The 17,441-nt window shown below is 57.7% G+C and carries 19 protein-coding genes and 1 pseudogene; 11 read left to right on the forward strand and 9 right to left on the reverse strand.

Annotated elements, in window-relative coordinates; translation table 11 throughout:
* Positions 1-186 precede the first annotated feature (186 nt).
* A pseudogene (locus K225_RS21855) lies at positions 187-404 on the reverse strand (phage integrase N-terminal SAM-like domain-containing protein); the annotation flags it as partial.
* 164 nt (positions 405-568) lie between these two features.
* Here K225_RS21855 and K225_RS22270 point away from each other — a divergent pair.
* Together K225_RS22270 and K225_RS22275 are read left to right on the forward strand one after the other, a co-directional pair.
* Positions 569-997 (forward strand): hypothetical protein, encoded by a 429-nt coding sequence (locus tag K225_RS22270; protein ID WP_155885295.1) that lies wholly within the window; start codon positions 569-571, stop codon positions 995-997.
* 141 nt (positions 998-1,138) lie between these two features.
* Entirely contained in the window at positions 1,139-1,618 is a 480-nt protein-coding gene (locus tag K225_RS22275) for a hypothetical protein (RefSeq protein WP_155885296.1), read from the forward strand.
* A gap of 224 nt (positions 1,619-1,842) precedes the next feature.
* Here K225_RS22275 and K225_RS22610 read toward each other — a convergent pair whose 3' ends face one another.
* Together K225_RS22610 and K225_RS22615 are read right to left on the reverse strand one after the other, a co-directional pair.
* On the reverse strand, positions 1,843-2,073 hold the full coding sequence (locus K225_RS22610) for a hypothetical protein (protein WP_238323256.1): 231 nt from the start codon (positions 2,071-2,073) through the stop codon (positions 1,843-1,845).
* Positions 2,074-2,096: 23 nt separating this feature from the next.
* Positions 2,097-2,294 (reverse strand): pyridoxamine 5'-phosphate oxidase family protein, encoded by a 198-nt coding sequence (locus K225_RS22615; RefSeq protein ID WP_238323257.1) that lies wholly within the window; start codon positions 2,292-2,294, stop codon positions 2,097-2,099.
* A gap of 416 nt (positions 2,295-2,710) precedes the next feature.
* Here K225_RS22615 and K225_RS21860 point away from each other — a divergent pair, with 416 nt between their 5' ends.
* Positions 2,711-3,751, forward strand: coding sequence for a DUF262 domain-containing protein (locus K225_RS21860; protein WP_081679717.1), 1,041 nt, complete (start codon positions 2,711-2,713; stop codon positions 3,749-3,751).
* Between the two features lie 8 nt (positions 3,752-3,759).
* Complete coding sequence (locus K225_RS22280) at positions 3,760-4,413, forward strand: hypothetical protein (protein WP_155885297.1); 654 nt, start codon at positions 3,760-3,762, stop codon at positions 4,411-4,413.
* A gap of 357 nt (positions 4,414-4,770) precedes the next feature.
* Here the strand turns inward: K225_RS22280 and K225_RS0116535 are convergent, their stop codons facing one another.
* The 5 genes from K225_RS0116535 to K225_RS0116555 form a co-directional block, all read right to left on the reverse strand.
* Positions 4,771-7,935 carry a type I restriction endonuclease subunit R gene (locus tag K225_RS0116535; RefSeq protein WP_026437430.1) on the reverse strand — a complete coding sequence of 1,055 codons (3,165 nt, stop codon included), beginning with the start codon at positions 7,933-7,935 and terminating at the stop codon, positions 4,771-4,773.
* A gap of 31 nt (positions 7,936-7,966) precedes the next feature.
* Positions 7,967-8,407 (reverse strand): hypothetical protein, encoded by a 441-nt coding sequence (locus K225_RS0116540; RefSeq protein WP_026437431.1) that lies wholly within the window; start codon positions 8,405-8,407, stop codon positions 7,967-7,969.
* Positions 8,404-9,729, reverse strand: coding sequence for a restriction endonuclease subunit S (locus K225_RS0116545; protein WP_026437432.1), 1,326 nt, complete (start codon positions 9,727-9,729; stop codon positions 8,404-8,406). Before K225_RS0116545 ends, K225_RS0116540 begins: the two co-directional genes overlap by 4 nt.
* Complete coding sequence (locus tag K225_RS0116550) at positions 9,726-11,471, reverse strand: class I SAM-dependent DNA methyltransferase (RefSeq protein WP_026437433.1); 1,746 nt, start codon at positions 11,469-11,471, stop codon at positions 9,726-9,728. Before K225_RS0116550 ends, K225_RS0116545 begins: the two co-directional genes overlap by 4 nt.
* A 62-nt stretch (positions 11,472-11,533) precedes the next feature.
* A complete protein-coding gene (locus tag K225_RS0116555; protein WP_026437434.1) occupies positions 11,534-11,755 on the reverse strand; it encodes a helix-turn-helix transcriptional regulator in 222 nt (73 codons plus the stop codon).
* A 148-nt stretch (positions 11,756-11,903) separates the two neighbouring features.
* Here K225_RS0116555 and K225_RS22620 point away from each other — a divergent pair, with 148 nt between their 5' ends.
* The 6 genes from K225_RS22620 (at position 11,904) to K225_RS21865 (ending at position 15,347) form a co-directional block, all read left to right on the forward strand.
* Positions 11,904-12,143 (forward strand): hypothetical protein, encoded by a 240-nt coding sequence (locus K225_RS22620; protein ID WP_026437435.1) that lies wholly within the window; start codon positions 11,904-11,906, stop codon positions 12,141-12,143.
* Entirely contained in the window at positions 12,136-13,407 is a 1,272-nt protein-coding gene (locus K225_RS21040; RefSeq protein ID WP_051249027.1) for a site-specific integrase, read from the forward strand. Before K225_RS22620 ends, K225_RS21040 begins: the two co-directional genes overlap by 8 nt.
* Positions 13,408-13,529: 122 nt before the next feature.
* On the forward strand, positions 13,530-14,147 hold the full coding sequence (locus K225_RS0116570) for a hypothetical protein (RefSeq protein WP_026437436.1): 618 nt from the start codon (positions 13,530-13,532) through the stop codon (positions 14,145-14,147).
* A gap of 20 nt (positions 14,148-14,167) precedes the next feature.
* Positions 14,168-14,422 (forward strand): hypothetical protein, encoded by a 255-nt coding sequence (locus K225_RS21045; RefSeq protein ID WP_155885298.1) that lies wholly within the window; start codon positions 14,168-14,170, stop codon positions 14,420-14,422.
* 143 nt (positions 14,423-14,565) lie between these two features.
* On the forward strand, positions 14,566-14,910 hold the full coding sequence (locus K225_RS21050; protein WP_202900056.1) for a type II toxin-antitoxin system HicB family antitoxin: 345 nt from the start codon (positions 14,566-14,568) through the stop codon (positions 14,908-14,910).
* 236 nt (positions 14,911-15,146) lie between these two features.
* A complete protein-coding gene (locus tag K225_RS21865) occupies positions 15,147-15,347 on the forward strand; it encodes an alpha-hydroxy-acid oxidizing protein (RefSeq protein ID WP_238323258.1) in 201 nt (66 codons plus the stop codon).
* Positions 15,348-15,462: 115 nt separating this feature from the next.
* On the opposite strand, the gene K225_RS21870 is transcribed toward K225_RS21865, so the two are convergent.
* Positions 15,463-16,011, reverse strand: coding sequence for an SOS response-associated peptidase family protein (locus K225_RS21870; protein ID WP_081679719.1), 549 nt, complete (start codon positions 16,009-16,011; stop codon positions 15,463-15,465).
* Positions 16,012-16,031: 20 nt separating this feature from the next.
* On the opposite strand from K225_RS21870, the gene istA reads away from it, so the two are divergent.
* On the forward strand, positions 16,032-17,441 hold a 1,410-nt coding region (istA, locus tag K225_RS0116585), incomplete at its 3' end, for an IS21 family transposase (protein ID WP_034713121.1).

Consider the following 17,441-nt stretch of genomic DNA (forward strand, 5'->3'; position numbering starts at 1 on the left):
ACCGGCCGTAGGTCCTTCGCGACGCCATCAGCACTTTGCCGCTGACCGCTTCTGTTCAGACTGATCTCACACTGTCGACCCTGAGCCGCCATCCAGCTAGAAGCTCCAAAGCCGTCATTCAGCCAGGCTGCAAGAGCAAGGCCAAGGAGTCCAACGGACTGGAAGTTCTTCCGGCAACGACCTTAAGGACTCCCGCCGCTCGTTGGCCAGCATGCCCAGAAAACGCTCGATTTCCACTTGCCCATCTCTCGCGGATGCCGCAAACCGTGCCATTTAACAAACATGCGCTCCCATCGCACATAGGTCTGTTCGGTGCGCAGGCTATAGTGTTTGTAACGAATTCGCTCACGGACCTGATCCAGCAACCGTGTGGCGCGCAAAACACGAGGGGCGGCGGATTCCATGGCTAAATTTGATACTGTATTTTCATGCGGCATGCATGCCGCAAAGCTAGGCTACAAGCCCCTTCCCGCGTTCTTTTCGTGCCACTTTAGACCGCAAGCGCCAGATATGGCCTGCGGCTTGGTGCGGTCTACATTACGTCAAGCCCCACAGACACTCTCCCCACATGCCAAATATTGACAACGAAACCAGAGATAAGACATCGCCCGTTTGGGATATGAGTCAAGAGCGCGCGCTATTGGAGGGATTGGTTTCGCAGCGTTTGCATTTCTTCTTAATCTTTGTGTCGGCATTATTGGCTACAGCCATCAATGCCAAGCTGCAGATACAACTACAACTATTACTAACTTCGGGTGCAGCAATCAGCTGGTGGATTGCACTTGCATTTAGTCGCGTGCTTGCAAGACTTGACGTCACCTTAAAGATTTTGAGCACCGACGAAACTCACCCATTCTCACAGGTCAACCGTGAGCTTGGCAAGAGTGAAGTGGGGCGCGGATGGGTGGTATTGTTTCTTTGGGCAACATGTCTACTAATTTCAATTGCAGCGGCGCTAGTGTGGGCCAGACTTATAACAGTTCCGAGTGGGGCCTAACCATTCGCTCAACCGGACCCATTGCGGCATGCGGCCAAAGGCCCGCCATTTCATTCTGGGTCTCTAGCCGCATGCCGCAACGGTCCGGTTAGCTCAAACGTTAGATTGCAATCGCCTTATTGAGACCTTGACTAACAAACGATGAACATCTACCGGCTGCTTCACATCACGCCAATGCCGGAAGGCATGCGCCTCCGTCTTCGCAGGAATTTTATGGATCGAGAAGTTGACCGAGAGCGCCGTCGCATCGTCCAAAACGGGGGGCGTGCAGGAGACATATGGGAAGACGGTAATTGGCAATTCGAGTACCAGTTACTCGAAGAAGACGCGGCCAGCTTCCATTCTCGGCAGCTCTTGGGGCGCGCTCGTGAACTTCGCATTCCTACACCTTCGGTATTCGAGAGCAACGTTTTGTCCGCTGATTACCAGCGTAGCGGATTTGATGGTCACCGTTATTACTTGTCACTCGCTGGTGAGCAAAAGGTTCGCTCCGCCATACGCGAGGAAGAGAAATATCGGTCAGAGCGTTGGGCAAGGCGCATTCCCTATATCACTGCTCTTAGTGGCCTGATTGGTACCATCACTGGTCTTGTGGCTCTTCTAGTCAAGTGGGGGTCATAGTTACTGTGTGGCTTCGATCTAACATAGCGCTCAACCTCGCTCCTTTCAGTCGCTGGACGCTGCGCGATAAAGCTGCGCAGCGCCGGTTAGCTTCACGTTGAGCGTCTGCTTTCTCTAACTGCCACCGACTGCTCCTGGCCGTAGCCGCCATCAGCAAGATAAGACCGCTCCGGGGCACAGTACATCGAAGCCGCTGAGGGTGTTAGCCCCCGAGAATTGGGCAATCAGCTAGTGATGAGATCCGTGTGCCCGAAGCCCTTGGTGTAGTCCAGGTTGGAAATGACCAAAGGCGTTACGCGGAACAGCCTCACCTCGTCTGGGGTCGGCATTTTTATTGGAAGCGGCTTCGCCTCGGTGTATTTCAGCGGCAGCATACGCAGGATTTTCTCCGCTTCGGCGCGATCAGTCACCGCCTGAGCGCGTGCGGCCATGGACAGGCCGGTGATGGCCATCAAATCCGCAGTGTCGTGATCAATCGTCAGTGACAGTCGATCATCCCGCGCCAGGTTTTTTGCCTTCTGGCTGTCGAGTCCGCAGAGGAATTAAGGGTCAGGCCCTCATTCACGTAGCCAACCGTCGTTGCCTGTGGCCAGCCGTCCGGCCGCAGCGTCGCAACCGTCATGATGCGGTGCTGATCCAGCAGCGCCAGGATTTTCCGTCTCAGTTCGTTGTCCATGAGTTGCCTCCTCAATCGCCAACAGAAATAGCCGAACACATTGTGCGCTTGTTCAAACGTGCACCCTTGGCCCTTGCAAGGGCCAAAGACATGGCCCCAGCCCGCTATTTGGCAGGTTACATGACCGCCTGCTGCCAGGCGGGAGCGATCGACCGTTGCGTGGCGTCGGAGGTTAACTCCTGGCCGAGAGTTCCATTTCACTCATGCCTTGAAAACAGGCGCTAGCCGATTTGCTGCGCACATCGAAGGTCTACTGGGTGGCTTCGATGGAAGTCACGCTTACGGCCAGAAGCAGTCTCCGGTGGAAGGCTTCTTTCGGGTATGCCTCTAGAGCGCAGTATGATTAAACGAAAAATACCAGAATAATACAGAATCACCTGTACGCGATGTACATCGAAAAAAATTGAGGAACTCAAATGGAAATAAATCGATCGAGCATAACTATTAGCGAAATTAGGGATATGTGGCAACGTAAAGAGTTGATAGTCAATAAAAACTATCAGCGATCAGCGTCAGTCTGGCCCGAAGCTGCACGCACTTATCTCGTCGATACCATTCTCAATGGCTACGTGGTGCCGAAGGTATATTTTTATCAAGTCTTTGACAAGAGCAGGAAAAAAGTCATCCGTGAAATAGTGGATGGCCAGCAACGCCTAACAACAATCCTGAGTTATTTGGAAAATGAGTTCCCCTTAACAAGCCGATCAACAAAATTCGAGGGGAAAAAATTTGAAGATCTTGATGATGAACAGCAACAAGCATATCTAACTTATCCCATTGAAGTTGACATTATTTATTCGGCTGAACAGTCTGATTTGCTGGCAATGTTTACTCGAATGAATGCATATACGGCGCCTCTAAATCCAGCAGAAAAACGTCATGCACAATTTGAAGGACCATTCAAATGGTTTATTCTGGAAGCAAACGCAACGATCGGACCACGACTGGTCGAACTCGGAGTCATTACATCCAAACAAAGCATTAGGATGCAAGATGCAGAGTTCCTGACTGAGTTAGCTATCGTACTGGAAAACGGGATAACCAATAAGTCTGAAAAGGGACTATCAGATATATATAAAAAGTACGATAAAGAATTTTCGCGCGAGTCTGAGTACCGGAAAAAAATTGGAGAGTTTGTAGACTTACTGGACGGCGACTTCTTGCCCTTACGCGATACTTTTCTAATGAAGGCTTATGTTTGTCATTCATTGTTCTGCGCATTGATGCATAAAAAATATGGGATCCCAGGGGGCGACCAATTGCAAATTGAAACTGATGGCGTTTTCTATACTGATCTTCAAGCGACGTTAGACAATCTATCTAAACTTGCAGAAGCACATGAGCTGCATTCAATTGATGGAAAATATGCGGAATATGTGGAGGCGTGTTTGAGTACTACTCACCGAATTAAGCAGCGGCAGACTCGGTCGAAGTGGCTTGGAAATGCACTGACGTAATTTCACTTATGGCGCTGAGTACCCGCTACACCCAAATATCGGCACGACTAGCTCGCAGACGTATGCAAGCAAACACCATTTTTCTAGACCACGCAAACTCTGCGCTAACTCCCTGGAAATTTCGTTTTTTATCTGAATCTTTGCTATCAAACATATGGATTGACTGGAATAATTTTGTAAGGGATATTTTTATTGAATCTTGCAATGGGACAATTACACGCCACGGAACTGTTATTCCTCCAAGAGCAGTCGCTGACAATTGTCCAGAGCGCATCTGCTACGAAGTAAGACAGCTCGCATCTGGCAATAACGTCCAGGCAGGCAAAATTTATTCCGGTACACAAGACCCAACATGGGCCAATCCTGACAAGATCATCACATGCATTACGGGTCTTGCACCAGCAAATGCAACTACACTCCAACAAGCGTTTGGTGCAGGTAACTTAGTGGGTCACAAGAGAATCCATCTTGTACGGAACGCATGTGCACATAAAAGTCGCCTGAACAGGGCAGGCATCAAGGCGCTAACGATCATCTACCCAACAAATCATTTTTACGATCCCGTAGACATTATTTGGGGAACTAACGCAAGCACAAAATCAATCGCGATATTTGAATGGATTTCTGACTTGGAAACCATGGCTGACCTTGCTACAGAGTAAGCCGAGTGTCCGATTTATGGATAAAGATTATGTGGTACGGAGAACCGCTTTGGGTCGGCAACCGTTGTTCGCGGCCTGTTGAAGCTGTCGTTGGTGGCCGCGGCGCGGAAGTCGTCGGCGCAGGTTCAAAAACCTACGGATACAGGGACGGTATATGGCCAAAGCGGTCCACCGCAGGCGCGTCTACCGAATGGCAGTTTTTGGTGCGCGCTGACCTTCGACCCCAAAATCCGATCGACCGCAGACAGCCCTTAACGGAAATTCATCAGGACGAACTGACGGTAAATATTGGCCTTCAAACCCTGTCGGTTTCCAGTCACTGAGCATCGGCGCGTTCCGCCTAATGCAAAGAATCCGCTATCTAGTCATCTGTCTATTTGCCCCTTGCTCCCTCAACGCCTCATACAACTGCGCCGGCCCCAGCAAAACGGCCTTGAGCCCGGAGCGCACCCGCTCGCTGTCCAGCGCCTGTTTGCTCATGGTGGTGTAGGCATCAAAGGCGTCGATGATGGCATCGGTCAATGCGCTGTCCAGATCGGGCGAGTTATCGAACTGGCCCTTGCTGTTGTTGCTGGCCTGCTGCACCAGGATGTCGGACTCCAGCAGCTTCCCCCTCACGTGGTTCACATAGACCAGCTTGTCATCGTCGGTCAGCTCACCTTCAAACAGGTCGTTCACCTTGGCCACGATCTCTGACAGCAGCACTTTCATCTTGTCCTGCACCGCGCCCGCGCCGGTGTCGGTCAGGGGCTGCAGCTTGTAGTCGCCGTCACTGTCGTGCAGCGCCAGGCTGCGCTGGCCTTGTTCTTTCAGCCGGTGGTGGGTCAGCACCACCTTCGACAGATCCACGCCCTCGCGCTCGCGGCCGAAGTCCAGCAGGGGCAGCAGGCGCTTGAAGAAGATGGCGCGCTTTTCGATGGCGGTGTTGCCGTAGTCGAATACCTGCCCCAGGAAGGCGTACACGCGCACGAAGGTGCCCAGGTCGCGCTTGAACAGGGTGAGGGCCGCCAGTTCGTCCTTGGCTTCTTGCGCTGCCGGGCCATCCACGATGCCACCGCTCTCCGCGTCCTGTTGTTTTTGCCGCGCTGCCTTGTACCGCTTGAGTAGCCGGTCTGCCACGGGCTCGATGGCGGCCACCAGCATGGCCTGCGTGGCCTTGGGGTTCATTTCGGCCAGCACCACGCGCTCAACCTCGAACTCGTCGTAGTGGCCCGAGGCATCGAGCTTGGCGCGCAGGTCATAGACCAGATGCGGGTCGGTCACCCCGGCCAGCTCGGCGGTTTCGTAATAGGTCTTGAACGCGGCCAGCACATCGTCGGGCTCGTTCACAAAGTCGAGGATGTACGTCGTGTCCTTCAGGCCAAAGGGGCCGCTATAGGCGCGGTTCAGGCGGCTCAGGGTCTGCACCGCCTGGATGCCGCCCAGGCGCTTGTCCACGTACATGCCGCACAAGAGCGGCTGGTCAAACCCGGTCTGGAACTTGTTGGCCACCAGCAGGATTTGGTACTCGTCGGTGGCAAACGCCTCGCGCATGTCGCGGCCCTTGAGGTTCGGGTTGAGCTGGGTGCTGTTTTCTGTCACCGGGTCGGGCAGACTCTGCGGGTCGTTCACCTCGCCCGAGAACGCCACCAGCGCGCCCAGCTGGTAGCCGTTGTCCTGGATGTAGTTCTGGATGGCCAGCTGCCAGCGCACCGCTTCCTGCCGGCTGCCCACCACCACCATGGCCTTGGCATGGCCGCTCAGCAGGGGCTGCACGTTTTCGCGGAAATGCTCCACCACCACGGCCACCTTCTGGCTGATGTTGTAGGGGTGCAGGCGCACCCAGCGCATCAAGCCCTTCATGGCCTCGTTGCGCTCCACTTCTTTTTCGTCCCACTCCTTGCCGTTGTTGGCCAGCTTGAAGGCCAGCTTGTAGGGCGTGTAGTTCTTCAGCACATCAAGGATGAATCCCTCCTCGATGGCCTGGCGCATGGAATAGATGTGGAACGGTGCGGGCAGGTTGCCCGGCCCGGCAGGCTGGTCGGGCTGCGGGCGGCGGCCAAACAGTTCCAGTGTCTTGGCCTTGGGCGTGGCGGTGAAGGCCACGTAGGTGATGCCGGTGTCTGCACTGCCGTTGCTTGCCCGGGCCGCCATCTGCGCGGCCAGCAGGTCTTCGGTGCCCACTTCGCCACCGTCGGCCAGGTCTTTGAGTTCTTCTGCGCTCAGCAGCTGCTTGAGTTTGCTGGCAGCCTCACCCGTCTGGCTGCTGTGCGCTTCGTCGGCGATCACGGCAAAGCGCTTGCCCTGGGTGGCGGCCAGCTCCTGCACGGCCTTGAGGGCGAACGGGAAGGTCTGGATGGTGCAGACCACGATCTTCTTGCTGCCGCCCAGCGCCTCGGCCAGCTCGCCGCTTTTGCTGCCCGCGTCACCCTTGATGGTGGCCACCACGCCCTTGGTGCGCTCGAAGTCGAAGATGGCCTCTTGCAGCTGCGCATCGAGCACGTTGCGGTCGCTCACCACCAGCACGCTGTCAAACAGCTTGTGGTTGTGCGCATCGTGCAGGTCGGCCAGAAAGTGTGCCGTCCAGGCAATCGAATTGGTCTTGCCGCTGCCCGCGCTGTGCTGAATCAAATACTTGTGCCCGGCCCCCTCGGCCAGCACGGCGGCCTGCAGCTTGCGGGTTGCGTCGAGCTGGTGGTAGCGCGGGAAGATGAAGCCCGTCACCTGCTTTTTGCTGTCGCGCTGGGTGACGAGGTAGCGGCCGATGATCTCCAGCCAGCTGTCGCGCTGCCACACCTGCTCCCACAGGTAGGCGGTGCGGTGGCCTGCGGGGTTGGGCGGGTTGCCCGCGCCGCCATGGTCGCCCTGGTTGAAGGGCAGAAAGCGTGTGGCGGGCCCCTGCAGGCGGGTGGCCATCATCACCGTGCGGTTGCTCACCGCAAAGTGGACCAGCGCACCACTCGGGAACTGGAGCAGCGGCTCGGCAAACGGCCGGCCCTTGGGCTTGGGGATGCGGTCAAAGCGGTATTGGTCCACCGCCGCGTTCATGTCTTGCGTGAAGTCGGTTTTGATTTCCGCCGTGGCCACCGGGATGCCGTTCAAAAACAGCACCAGGTCAATCACGTCGTCGTGCCCGGTGCGGCACTGGCGCACCACACGCAGGCGGTTGGCGGCGTAGCGCGCCTGCAAGTCGGGGTTCATCGCCAGCGCGGGCTTGAACTGCGCCAGCTTGAGCGGGCTTTTGAGCCCAAGCAGGTCGATGCCCACGCGCAGCACCTCCAGCGTGCCCCGGTCGTCCAGCGCCTTGCGCAGGCGGTCGAGCAGCATGGCTTCGGCGGCGGCGCCGTGGTTCTTGACCAGGGCCTCCCAGGCTTGGGGCTGGGTGGTCTGCACCCAGGCCAGCAGGTCAGCGGGGTACAGAGCGCGCGGGGTGTCGTAGCCGGCGGCGTCGCCCTCACTGCCTGGTGCGCCATACAGCCAGCCGTGGGCCGCCAGGTGGTTGCAGATGTCGTGCTCGAATGCGATCTCGTTGTGCAGTGCCACGTTTGCGGTCCCTCCCTCAATTTGCGCCGGGTCAAAACCCGAACGATTTTTTTAAGAACTCAATCACGCCGGCCTCACCCGCTTCCCCCACCGCCTTCTGAACCAACTCCCACAGCTCCGAGTCGGGGTGCTCAAAGGCGAGGGTTTCGCCGGTTTTGACAGTGAAGTGCTGGGACAGGCGCTCGATCTCTTCGCGCACGCCTTTGGCGCCTTGCGCCAAGTGATGCAGCTCGGCGTACTTCGCGACGGCCAAGCTGGTTATAAACACCCCTTGAACGACAGTTTGTCGGTTTGGGTCGCCTTGCCAGTGCAAGGTGACAAAGCCGGTTTCATCCTCGGGAAGTTCGTCCACGGGGACAATTAGCGTGCCATCACTCAGACTTCGCGCGCAGCTGACGCCGTTGACCGTCTCCCCGACATACAGAGGAAGCAAGTTCGAGATGAACTGCACGATTTGGTGGCTAAGGCTCATGCCACCTCCATAAATGCCTCGGTGGCGACCGTACTGCGCACGTCGATCTGGCCGGTGACGGCGGCGGAGATCAGGGCGGTGCGGCGTTCTTGCAGCAGGGTGATGGCGGTGCGGGCTTCTGTGACTAGAACATCAAACTTGGTGTTTTTACTTGCCAGATAACCAACGATTGCATCTTGTTCATCCCTTGGAGGGAGAGCAATGCCGATGTTTTTGACTATGTCGGTGTTTAGATTCGGCTGTCCACCGCCTTGCTTCATCTCTGTTCTTAAACGATCTGTCGTTGTCGATAAAAAATGGTAAGCAAACAGAATGTCGATGGACGTTGAAAGATCGCGAAATGCTAGAACTCCGTCGTTGGCACAGCAGTCAATTGCGAGAACCTTCGGCACACCAAGTGTGGCGCCGCTATTGGTAAAAACCAAGGTTCCAGATGGAAAAAACTGGCTCGATTCAGCGCCTAAAACCGTCAGATATTCCTTGACGTCTCGCAAATAGATTTCAGCGTCTTTGGTTATTTCAGCCACTGTCACCCACGGGGTTGTCTGGCCTACAACGGGTTCAGAGGTGAAAAACTTTGGATCGCCAGCGGGCCTTGGTGAAGCGCCTCGAACAATGTTGGCGACATGGCGCAACTGCTTGACCTCCCAATGCCCCGGCACCTCCCCCAGCCACTCCACGCCCGAGTCCTTCATCGGCACGTTCGGGTCCAGCCCCTTGGTCACGGCGTGGGAGATGACGGCCTGGCGCTTTTCCTGCAGCAGGGTGATCAGCTTTTCCTGCTCGGCCACCAGCGCGTCGATCTTGGCGGTTTCGTGGTCGAGGAAGGTGGCGATGGCGGTTTGTTCTGCATGAGGCGGCGTTGGCAATTCCATGGAGCCAACAAACTCCCAACTTGCGCGAGGCATCTTGGACCCGAAGGTGGAGCCATCAACAATGTCAATAAAGCTACGGTTGAGGATTTCGTACTGGGTAAATCGGGCATGTATGCCCGGTTGCGGACGCAAGACGTGAAAGTCACCTACCGCCTCTCCTGCATCCTCAGCTAGAAGCGCCTTGGCGAGATATGGGCGTAATTTCCCAAAAAGGATGTCGCCTTTGTCGAAGGCAATGCCTTCCCCTTCAAACTCAGTTTCGGTGGGGATGAAGCGGCCAGACCAACCTTCGATGTTTTCAAGTGCGACCGGGTTCGTCCTGCGATCGGTTTTCTCCGTCAGCAGTCGCAGGTTATGTTTGAGACGCTTTACGTCCCAATGCGCCGGCACCTCCCCCAGCCACTCCACCCCACTGTCCTTGTACTCCGGGTATCGCGGAAAGCTCATGCCGACAGCCCCTTGATCATGTCCAGGATGCGGTCGGTGGTCTGCTTCAGTTCTGCATCAATCTCGGCCAGCGGGCGCGGCGGCTTGAACACGTAGAAGTGCCGGTTGAACGGGATTTCGTAGCCCACTTTGGTCTTGTCGGGGTCGATCCACGCGTCGGGCGCGTGGGGCAGCACCTCGCGTTTGAAATACTCGCCCACGTCTTCGGTGTAGGGCACGTTCTCGGTGTCGCGCAGGGCGCTGTCGGGCTGGGGCTTGCCCTTTTGCTTGCCTTTCTGGCCTAGCACGATTTGGCCGTTGTCATCGCGCAGCGGGCGCTCGACGGTGATGCTGTGGTAGCCAAAGGCTTCGTTGTCGAAGATGCGGCTGATGGGGGTGCCGTCGTCATCCTGGGCCTCGGCAAAGTCGCCAAACAGGCGGGTGATGCGCTCGATGTGGGCGTCGCTCAGTTCCTTGCGCTTGGAGCCCAGGCTTTTGCGCATCTTTTGCCACATGCCGCTGGCGTCGATCAGTTGCACCTTGCCCTTGCGCGCGGCGGGCTTGCGGTTGCTGATGATCCAGACGTAGGTGCTGATGCCGGTGTTGTAGAACATGTCGGTGGGCAGGCCCACGATGGCCTCGCACAGATCGTTTTCCAGCACGTAGCGGCGGATTTCGGATTCGCCCGAGCCCGCGCCGCCGGTGAACAGGGGCGAGCCGTTGAGCACGATGCCAAAGCGGCTGCCGCCTTCCGACGCTGGGCGCATTTTGCTGAGCAGGTGCAGCAAAAACAGCATGGAGCCGTCGGACACACGCGGCAGGCCGGGGCCGAAGCGGCCGTTGTAGCCCTGCTGCTCGTGCTCTTTGCGCACTTCCTTCTCGACCTTCTTCCACTCCACGCCGAAGGGTGGGTTTGACAGCATGTAGTCGAACTTCTTGTGGCCGTGGCCGTCGTCGCTGAGCGTGTTGCCAAAGGCGATGTTGGCCACGTCCTGGCCCTTGATGAGCATGTCGGCCTTGCAGATGGCGTAGGACTCGGGGTTGAGCTCCTGGCCAAACACCGTGAGGCGCGCCTGGGGGTTGTGCTCGGCCAGGTATTCGCCCGCCACGCTGAGCATGCCGCCCGTGCCTGCGGTGGGGTCGTAAATGGTGCGCACCACGCCGGGCTTGCTGAGGATGGCGTCGTCCTCGATGAAGATCAGGTTGACCATGAGCCGGATGACTTCACGCGGGGTGAAGTGCTCCCCGGCGGTTTCGTTGCTGATTTCGGCGAACTTGCGGATCAGCTCCTCGAACACCAGGCCCATTTGCATGTTGCTGACCACCTCGGGGTGCAGGTCGATCTGGGCGAACTTTTCGGCCACCTGGTAGAGCAGCCCGGCCTTGGCCAGGCGCTCGACCTGGGTGTGGAATTCAAATCGCTCAAACACATCGCGCACGGCGGGCGAGAACGCCTGCACGTAGCTGAACAGGTTCTGCGCAATGTGGTCCGGGTCGCCCAACAGCTTTTTGAGATCGAGCGTGGAGGTGTTGTAGAAGCTCTGGCCCGCCTTGCGCAGCAGGAAGGGCTCGGGGTTGACGCCCAACTTCTCCTTGTCGGCCAGCTCGGCCAGCACGGCGGGTTTGGTGGCGTCGAGCACGCAGTCCAGGCGGCGCAGCACGGTGAAGGGCAGGATGACTTTGCCGTAGTCGGATTGCTTGTAGTCACCGCGCAGCAGGTCGGCCACGGACCAGATGAAGGCGGAGAGGGTTTGTTGGTTCATCGATGGTGTTTATACGCAGATCTCTGAGGCAACTTCGTGATGTGCCGCAGGGGGACGGGTGGTCATTCTTGGACCGACGTACTGTCTGGGACGTATTCGAACAACTCACCTACCGGAACGCTGAAATAGCCGCACAAGGTGTTGATCGCATCCAGATCAACACGTGTGGCTGTCTCTTGGTAGAGCAGCGTGATCGTGTTCCTATGGAGACCAGTGTCCCGCGCAAGGTCGCTGATTTTGAGCTTTCGTTCTCCCATAAGCCTGGACAGGTGGCACTTGATCAAGACATTCTCCGTGTAGAAATATCGCTCAGAATGACAAAAAAGCATTGACAAGGGCGATTTCACGCTCATAATGCCATTCAGGATGACAAAAAAACGCAGTGCGTGACTTTTTTGAATCCTGATTGTCCACCATCGCAAGGAGAGAGAAATGACATCGTGTACCTACCTGACTACTGACGAGTTGTCTGACCGCATCAAGTACGACGCCAGGACCATCCGGGACAGGCTCAAGGACAGCGTCCTACTTGAGGGTCGGCATTACATCCGCCCTTTCGGTGGACGCAAAACTCTCTATATCTGGGAGCACATCGAAACAGACATGACTCAGTATTCGGCCGTATGTGCAGAGGGCATACCGCTGGCCAATGGAGGTGTGATTCATGGGTAGTATCCGCCGCCTGGAAAGTAAAGGGACGCTGTTCCTGGACTTCCGATATGCGGGGCAGCGGCTGCGGGAATACACCACGTTGACCGACACCTCCGCCAACCGCAAGCGCTTGCAAAAGGTCCTGGAGCGCATCGAAGGAGAAATCGCCCTGGGCGCCTTCGACTACCAAAAAACCTTCGGCAAACCCTTGCCTGCCGCAGAGATCGACCCCCCTCAGGAGCCCATGCTTGCCGGGCCCGCACCAGGCGCGTTGAAGCAGCCCCCCAGCACCACCCCGCTATTTCGCGACTTCGCCGAGGTGTGGTTCGCAGAGGCCGAGGTGACATGGCGGCGCAGCTACAGCATCACGCAACGCGGTGCACTGGACAAATACCTGATCCCCTTTTTCGGGGACAAGGAGGTCGGCCAGATCACCAAGGCAGACGTACTGGCTTTTCGGGCATCACTCGCCAAAGTTCCCGCCCGAAAGTCCAGCAGCACCCTATCCAACCGACGCATCAACTCCATCATGAAGCCTTTGCGACAGATCCTTAACGAAGCGGCCGACCGGCTCGAGTTTACGTCCGCCTTTCGCAACATCAAACCTCTCAAGATGAAACGTAGCGACGTCATGCCCTTCACGCTGGAGGACGTGCAGCGCATTCTGACCACCGCAAGGGCGGACTATCGCAACTACTTCACCGTGCGCTTTTTCACCGGCATGCGAACCGGGGAGGTGCATGGCCTCAAATGGAAGTACATCGATTTCGAGCGCCGTCTCATCCTGGTGCGTGAATCCATCGTTCTCAACGAGGAAGACGAGCTCAAGACGGATGGCAGCATGCGCGACATCCAGATGAACGAGATGGTCTTCGAGGCCCTGCAGGCGCAGTTCAAGATACGGCACCCGGAATCGGAGTACGTGTTCAGCTTGCGCAGTGGCAAGTCCATCGACAACCAGAACTTTCTCAACCGGGTCTGGGCACCGCTGCTGCGCCACCTGGGGCTGGAGCACCGCCGGGCCTATCAGATGCGGCATACGGCAGCCACGCTGTGGCTCGCTGCCGGGGAAGCACCGGAATGGATTGCGCGCCAGCTGGGCCACACCAGCACCGAAATGCTGTTCCGTGTGTACAGCCGCTACGTACCCAACCTGACGCGCCGCGACGGCTCTGCCATGGAGCGCCTGCTCAAGCAGCACATCTCGTTGGCGCCCGTCACGGGGAACGTGACCCCCGTGATCCTGGCGCTTGAGGCCTCGCCTGCAGTGGAAACCACGACCTGACCACCACGCTTTTTTGAACCCACGCCAAACGCCCAAAGCGCAGGGCAGGGCGCAGCCTTGCCTGCGCCCACCCTGCAAACCCGATTTCCCGAATCTGCACTTCGAGTGCCAAGGAGTTCCCTATGAACGCGTCATTTCACTTGCACCAGAACCGTACCTCCCTCTACCGCCACACGCTCCGGTCCGAGCGCGGGCAGCCACATGCCGTTGACGTAATCACGCAATGTCGCAACGAGATCTACGAGCGCATGCCCCATGCCGCACAGGGCGTGTTGAACGCATTCATCCGCAATCTGTTCAGCGACGATGACCTGGTGCATGCCTATCTTCATCCCGTGACAACGCCTGTGGGACAGCCTGCGACCATGCCTCTGGACCTGTGCGAGCGCGCCGCAAACCAGGCTCGCCGGTACCCGGGATTGCTGCATCGCCACGAAAGAGAGCTGGCCGCAGTCGCCGCCTTTGTGCAGTCCTGTGGCTACTACTGGTGTGCCTACCAACAAGCCCTGGGGCGGCCTGCTTTACAGAACGCCGAAACCATGCGCTCCTATCGCAGCCGCATCGCCTCGGCGCACAAAGCGTTCCTGGAGGAGCCCCTCCGGCAATTGCGACGCTGCCACGCGGATCTGGGCAGCACACTGGCTCAAGTGCTGGGGATGGATCAGGACGACGCGGCGGACCCGCAGCAGGTAGCGCGTATTCAGGCTGCGCTCGGCAGTGTGATGATGCAGATGCCGTAGCAATCAATGAAGGAGTGGAAATGAGAGTTCATGAATTGAAGTCGACACCGTTTGTCGCGAAACTCATTTGCGATCGCTGTGGAACGCAGGCGCGACACGATGAGGGCGACGGCCTGAACAACTTCCTGCAGCTTGGGTTCGATGCAGGCTGGGGTTCAGCCCTGGGCGATGGAACGCGGGTGGATATCGACCTGTGCCACAGCTGCCTGAAGGAAACGCTGGGCACCTGGCTGCGCCTGTCGACGTCTGCCTGGGCCTCCGCCCCCGAGGCTTGACAACGGCATCAGATCACAACAATAGAGAGTCAAACCACGGGGCGTGCTGCGCTTGCGCTCCCATCCAAACCGGAGAGCATGGGTGGAATGGTTCTGCAGGAGATCCGCTTGACAGTTCTTAATAAGATGAAAGGCAATGCACTATGGGAGGTTTGATCACCTTGTTCCTGATCGGTAGTGTGATTACCGGGTTTGCCATGTACGTCGCCACGCGCGAAACGCAACCCAGCCTCAGTGCTGCCAACTACACGCTGGAGTGCACACGGGACGATGACGGACGGTTTCTGGCCGAGATGGTCCCGGAGGTGCCGGGCGCACGGGCCTGGGGAGCCACGGCCGAGGAGGCCATGGCGAAAGCACAGGCCATAGCCCTCAGAATTCTGGCGCAGCGGCTGGAGCAAGGCGAGGTCAAGGCGCGCAGCATCCGCATCGAACTGCGAGCGCTTGCAAAAGCGGCGAATGCCCCAGCCGAAGAAATCCGCCGCTAGTGACCTGCAAGCAGTTGGGCGGATATCGTTATGAAATTCTGTGCGGAGGTCGTGCTATGGGTATGAGCTTGCTGGACGTTCTGTCCATTGCTGTGCTTGTCGGATTCGTTGTTCTTTGTCTTCTTCACTATCGGCTTGATAGCAAGAGAGCAAAAACCGATAAACGCTGAGAGGGTTCAATCCCTCCTTGAATATGGCATGTCTTGTGAACTGCACAGCTTCATAAAAGGCGCATCTTGGGATCCACCGGCTTCGTCTCCGCGCGTTGCGTTTTTGCTGGTCGTCCATTTAACTTCGCTCTCGCTGCAGGCGGGAAAGAGGGTGTCGATACGGCTATTTCTCTGCTTCAGGATGAGATCGGTCGCACTATGGCGCACATCGGCATTGCGCATCCATACGAAATCTCGAATGGACGAATCAGAAAGCGGTCTGTGTAACGAGTCTCACGCGCTCAATGCAGGTGAGGCTGGCTAAAGAGTGAAGTGATACTGGGAAGGATGGCTTGAGGAATGACCATCACAAAGCTCGGGCAGCTTGCAAGCTGTTTTCGGCCTACAACAGCGCCAGTTGCGACTTCGGAGGCTCTGCCTCTTCGGATGTGAATTGATCGACAGGCATTTCAACGAGCAAAGGTGCTGCACTTTCGGATGTAGCCGAGAGCCAGGCAGCCCATCTCGAATGTGGAATGACAACGAGACTTCGCCGCTCATCCCCAGGCCGGTGAAACCGCCCCATGATCGGATGCCCATCCGCATTGATGGTCAGCATCGAAAACGACACCACGATCTCGCCAGTTGCCCGGTCATTCCAACGGTCCCAGATACCAGCCACCGTGAACGGCTCCCCATCTTGGCGGTGGATGCTCCATGGCACTGCTTTGCCGGTCTCCCAGCATGGTTCAAAGAATCGCCCCAATGGCACAAGGCAAAACTGCCGCTGGTGCCATGCGGTCCGGTAACTGGGCTTTTCTGCCACCGTCTCGGTTCGGGCGTTATAGGTGTGTCGGCTGTTGCCGCCGACCGAAAATTGACAGCCTGAAAGGGATAGTGCCGATCCAAAATTGACAGGGGTGTTCCACTGCTCTGCTGAATTTTTCAGCAGGGATGTAAGAGGTGATCACCATGGACATGATTGGCAAGGTCAGGCGCATGAAGTGGCGCGACCAACTCTCTGATGGAGAGATTTGCAGACGAACGGGACTGGCCAGAAACACTGTCAAGAAGTGGCTCAAGGCTCCCGGCGACATAACCCCGAAATACGAGCGCAAGAAGGCCGATGGCAAGCTCACGCCATTTGTGCCGGTGCTCGAGCAAGCCCTGCGCACGGATGCTCACCGGGCCAAGAGCGCAAGGCGCAGTGGCAAGGCACTGTTTGCACAGATTCAGGCTCAGGGATACCGCGGCGGCTACAGCGCCGTGACCGACTTCATTCGCGCTTGGCGAGTGGAGAGCGCCAAGGATCCCGTCAGGGCCTTTGTGCCCCTGAGTTTCGAGCTGGGTGAGGCCTTCCAGTTCGACTGGAGCGAGGAGGGATTGCTGGTTGGCGGCGTGTTCTACAAACTGCAAGTGGCCCATCTGAAGCTGTGCGCCAGTCGTGCCTTCTGGCTGGTGGCCTACCCTGGGCAGGGCCATGAGATGCTGTTCGATGCCCATACCCGCTCCTTCCAGGCATTGGGTGGCGTTGCCAGGCGCGGCATCTACGACAACATGAAGACGGCGGTGGACAAGGTCAAGAAGGGCAAGGGGCGCATCGTCAACGCACGCTTCTCGGCCATGTGCAGCCACTACCTGTTTGATCCGGACTTCTGCAACGTCGCCTCGGGCTGGGAGAAGGGCGTGGTGGAGAAGAACGTGCAGGACAGTCGCAGGCGGATCTGGATCGAGGCCGCCAGCAGGCGCTTCGGATCGTTTGCCGAACTCAATGTCTGGTTGGGCGAGCGTTGCCGCTCAGTGTGGGCAGACACCGTGCATCCAATCCACAAGCAGTTCACGGTGGCAGAGATGCTGGACTTGGAGCGCCCCCACCTTATGTCCATGCCTGTGCTCTTTGATGGCTACGTGGAGAAGCCCGCAAGGGTGAGCAGCACCTGTCTGGTGGCGGTGGCGCGCAACCGCTACTCCGTTCCTTGCGAATGGGCAGGGCACCTGGTCAGCACGCGTCTGTACCCCAACCGGGTGGACATTGCCTGCGCGCAAACCATCATTGCCAGCCATGCCCGCACGCCGGGCAGTGGCCAAGTCACCTATGACTGGCAGCACTACATTGATTTGGTGCAGCGCAAGCCCGGGGCACTGCGCAACGGCGCACCGTTCCTGGATTTGCCTGAGCCCTTGCAGCGCTTGCGCAAATCTCTTCTGAGGCACCCCGGCGGGGACCGCACCATGGCACAGGTGCTGGCCAGCGTGCCGCAGGCGGGCCTGGATGCCGTGTTGGTGGCGGTTGATCTGGTGCTCGAAGGGGCCACGCCCAACGGCAGTGTCAGTGCCGAGCATGTACGCAATGTACTGGCACGGCTCAATGCGCCGCCCTTG

Origin of the sequence: Acidovorax sp. JHL-9 (assembly GCF_000426205.1) — a bacterium.
Classification (GTDB): Bacteria; Pseudomonadota; Gammaproteobacteria; order Burkholderiales; family Burkholderiaceae_C; genus Acidovorax; species Acidovorax soli.

Bases quoted from the DNA above. Each gene is read 5' to 3' on its own strand.
- K225_RS21860 (WP_081679717.1), top strand. From the start codon at position 2,711: ATGGAAATAAATCGATCGAGCATAACTATTAGCGAAATTAGGGATATG.
- K225_RS21045 (WP_155885298.1), top strand. From the start codon at position 14,168: ATGAGAGTTCATGAATTGAAGTCGACACCGTTTGTCGCGAAACTCATT.
- K225_RS21040 (WP_051249027.1), top strand. From the start codon at position 12,136: ATGGGTAGTATCCGCCGCCTGGAAAGTAAAGGGACGCTGTTCCTGGAC.
- K225_RS22275 (WP_155885296.1), top strand. From the start codon at position 1,139: ATGAACATCTACCGGCTGCTTCACATCACGCCAATGCCGGAAGGCATG.
- K225_RS0116550 (WP_026437433.1), bottom strand. From the start codon at position 11,471: ATGAACCAACAAACCCTCTCCGCCTTCATCTGGTCCGTGGCCGACCTG.
- K225_RS22620 (WP_026437435.1), top strand. From the start codon at position 11,904: ATGACATCGTGTACCTACCTGACTACTGACGAGTTGTCTGACCGCATC.
- K225_RS22270 (WP_155885295.1), top strand. From the start codon at position 569: ATGCCAAATATTGACAACGAAACCAGAGATAAGACATCGCCCGTTTGG.
- K225_RS21050 (WP_202900056.1), top strand. From the start codon at position 14,566: ATGGGAGGTTTGATCACCTTGTTCCTGATCGGTAGTGTGATTACCGGG.
- K225_RS0116570 (WP_026437436.1), top strand. From the start codon at position 13,530: ATGAACGCGTCATTTCACTTGCACCAGAACCGTACCTCCCTCTACCGC.
- K225_RS22280 (WP_155885297.1), top strand. From the start codon at position 3,760: ATGGCGCTGAGTACCCGCTACACCCAAATATCGGCACGACTAGCTCGC.
- K225_RS0116545 (WP_026437432.1), bottom strand. From the start codon at position 9,729: ATGAGCTTTCCGCGATACCCGGAGTACAAGGACAGTGGGGTGGAGTGG.
- K225_RS0116540 (WP_026437431.1), bottom strand. From the start codon at position 8,407: ATGAGCCTTAGCCACCAAATCGTGCAGTTCATCTCGAACTTGCTTCCT.
- K225_RS22615 (WP_238323257.1), bottom strand. From the start codon at position 2,294: ATGGACAACGAACTGAGACGGAAAATCCTGGCGCTGCTGGATCAGCAC.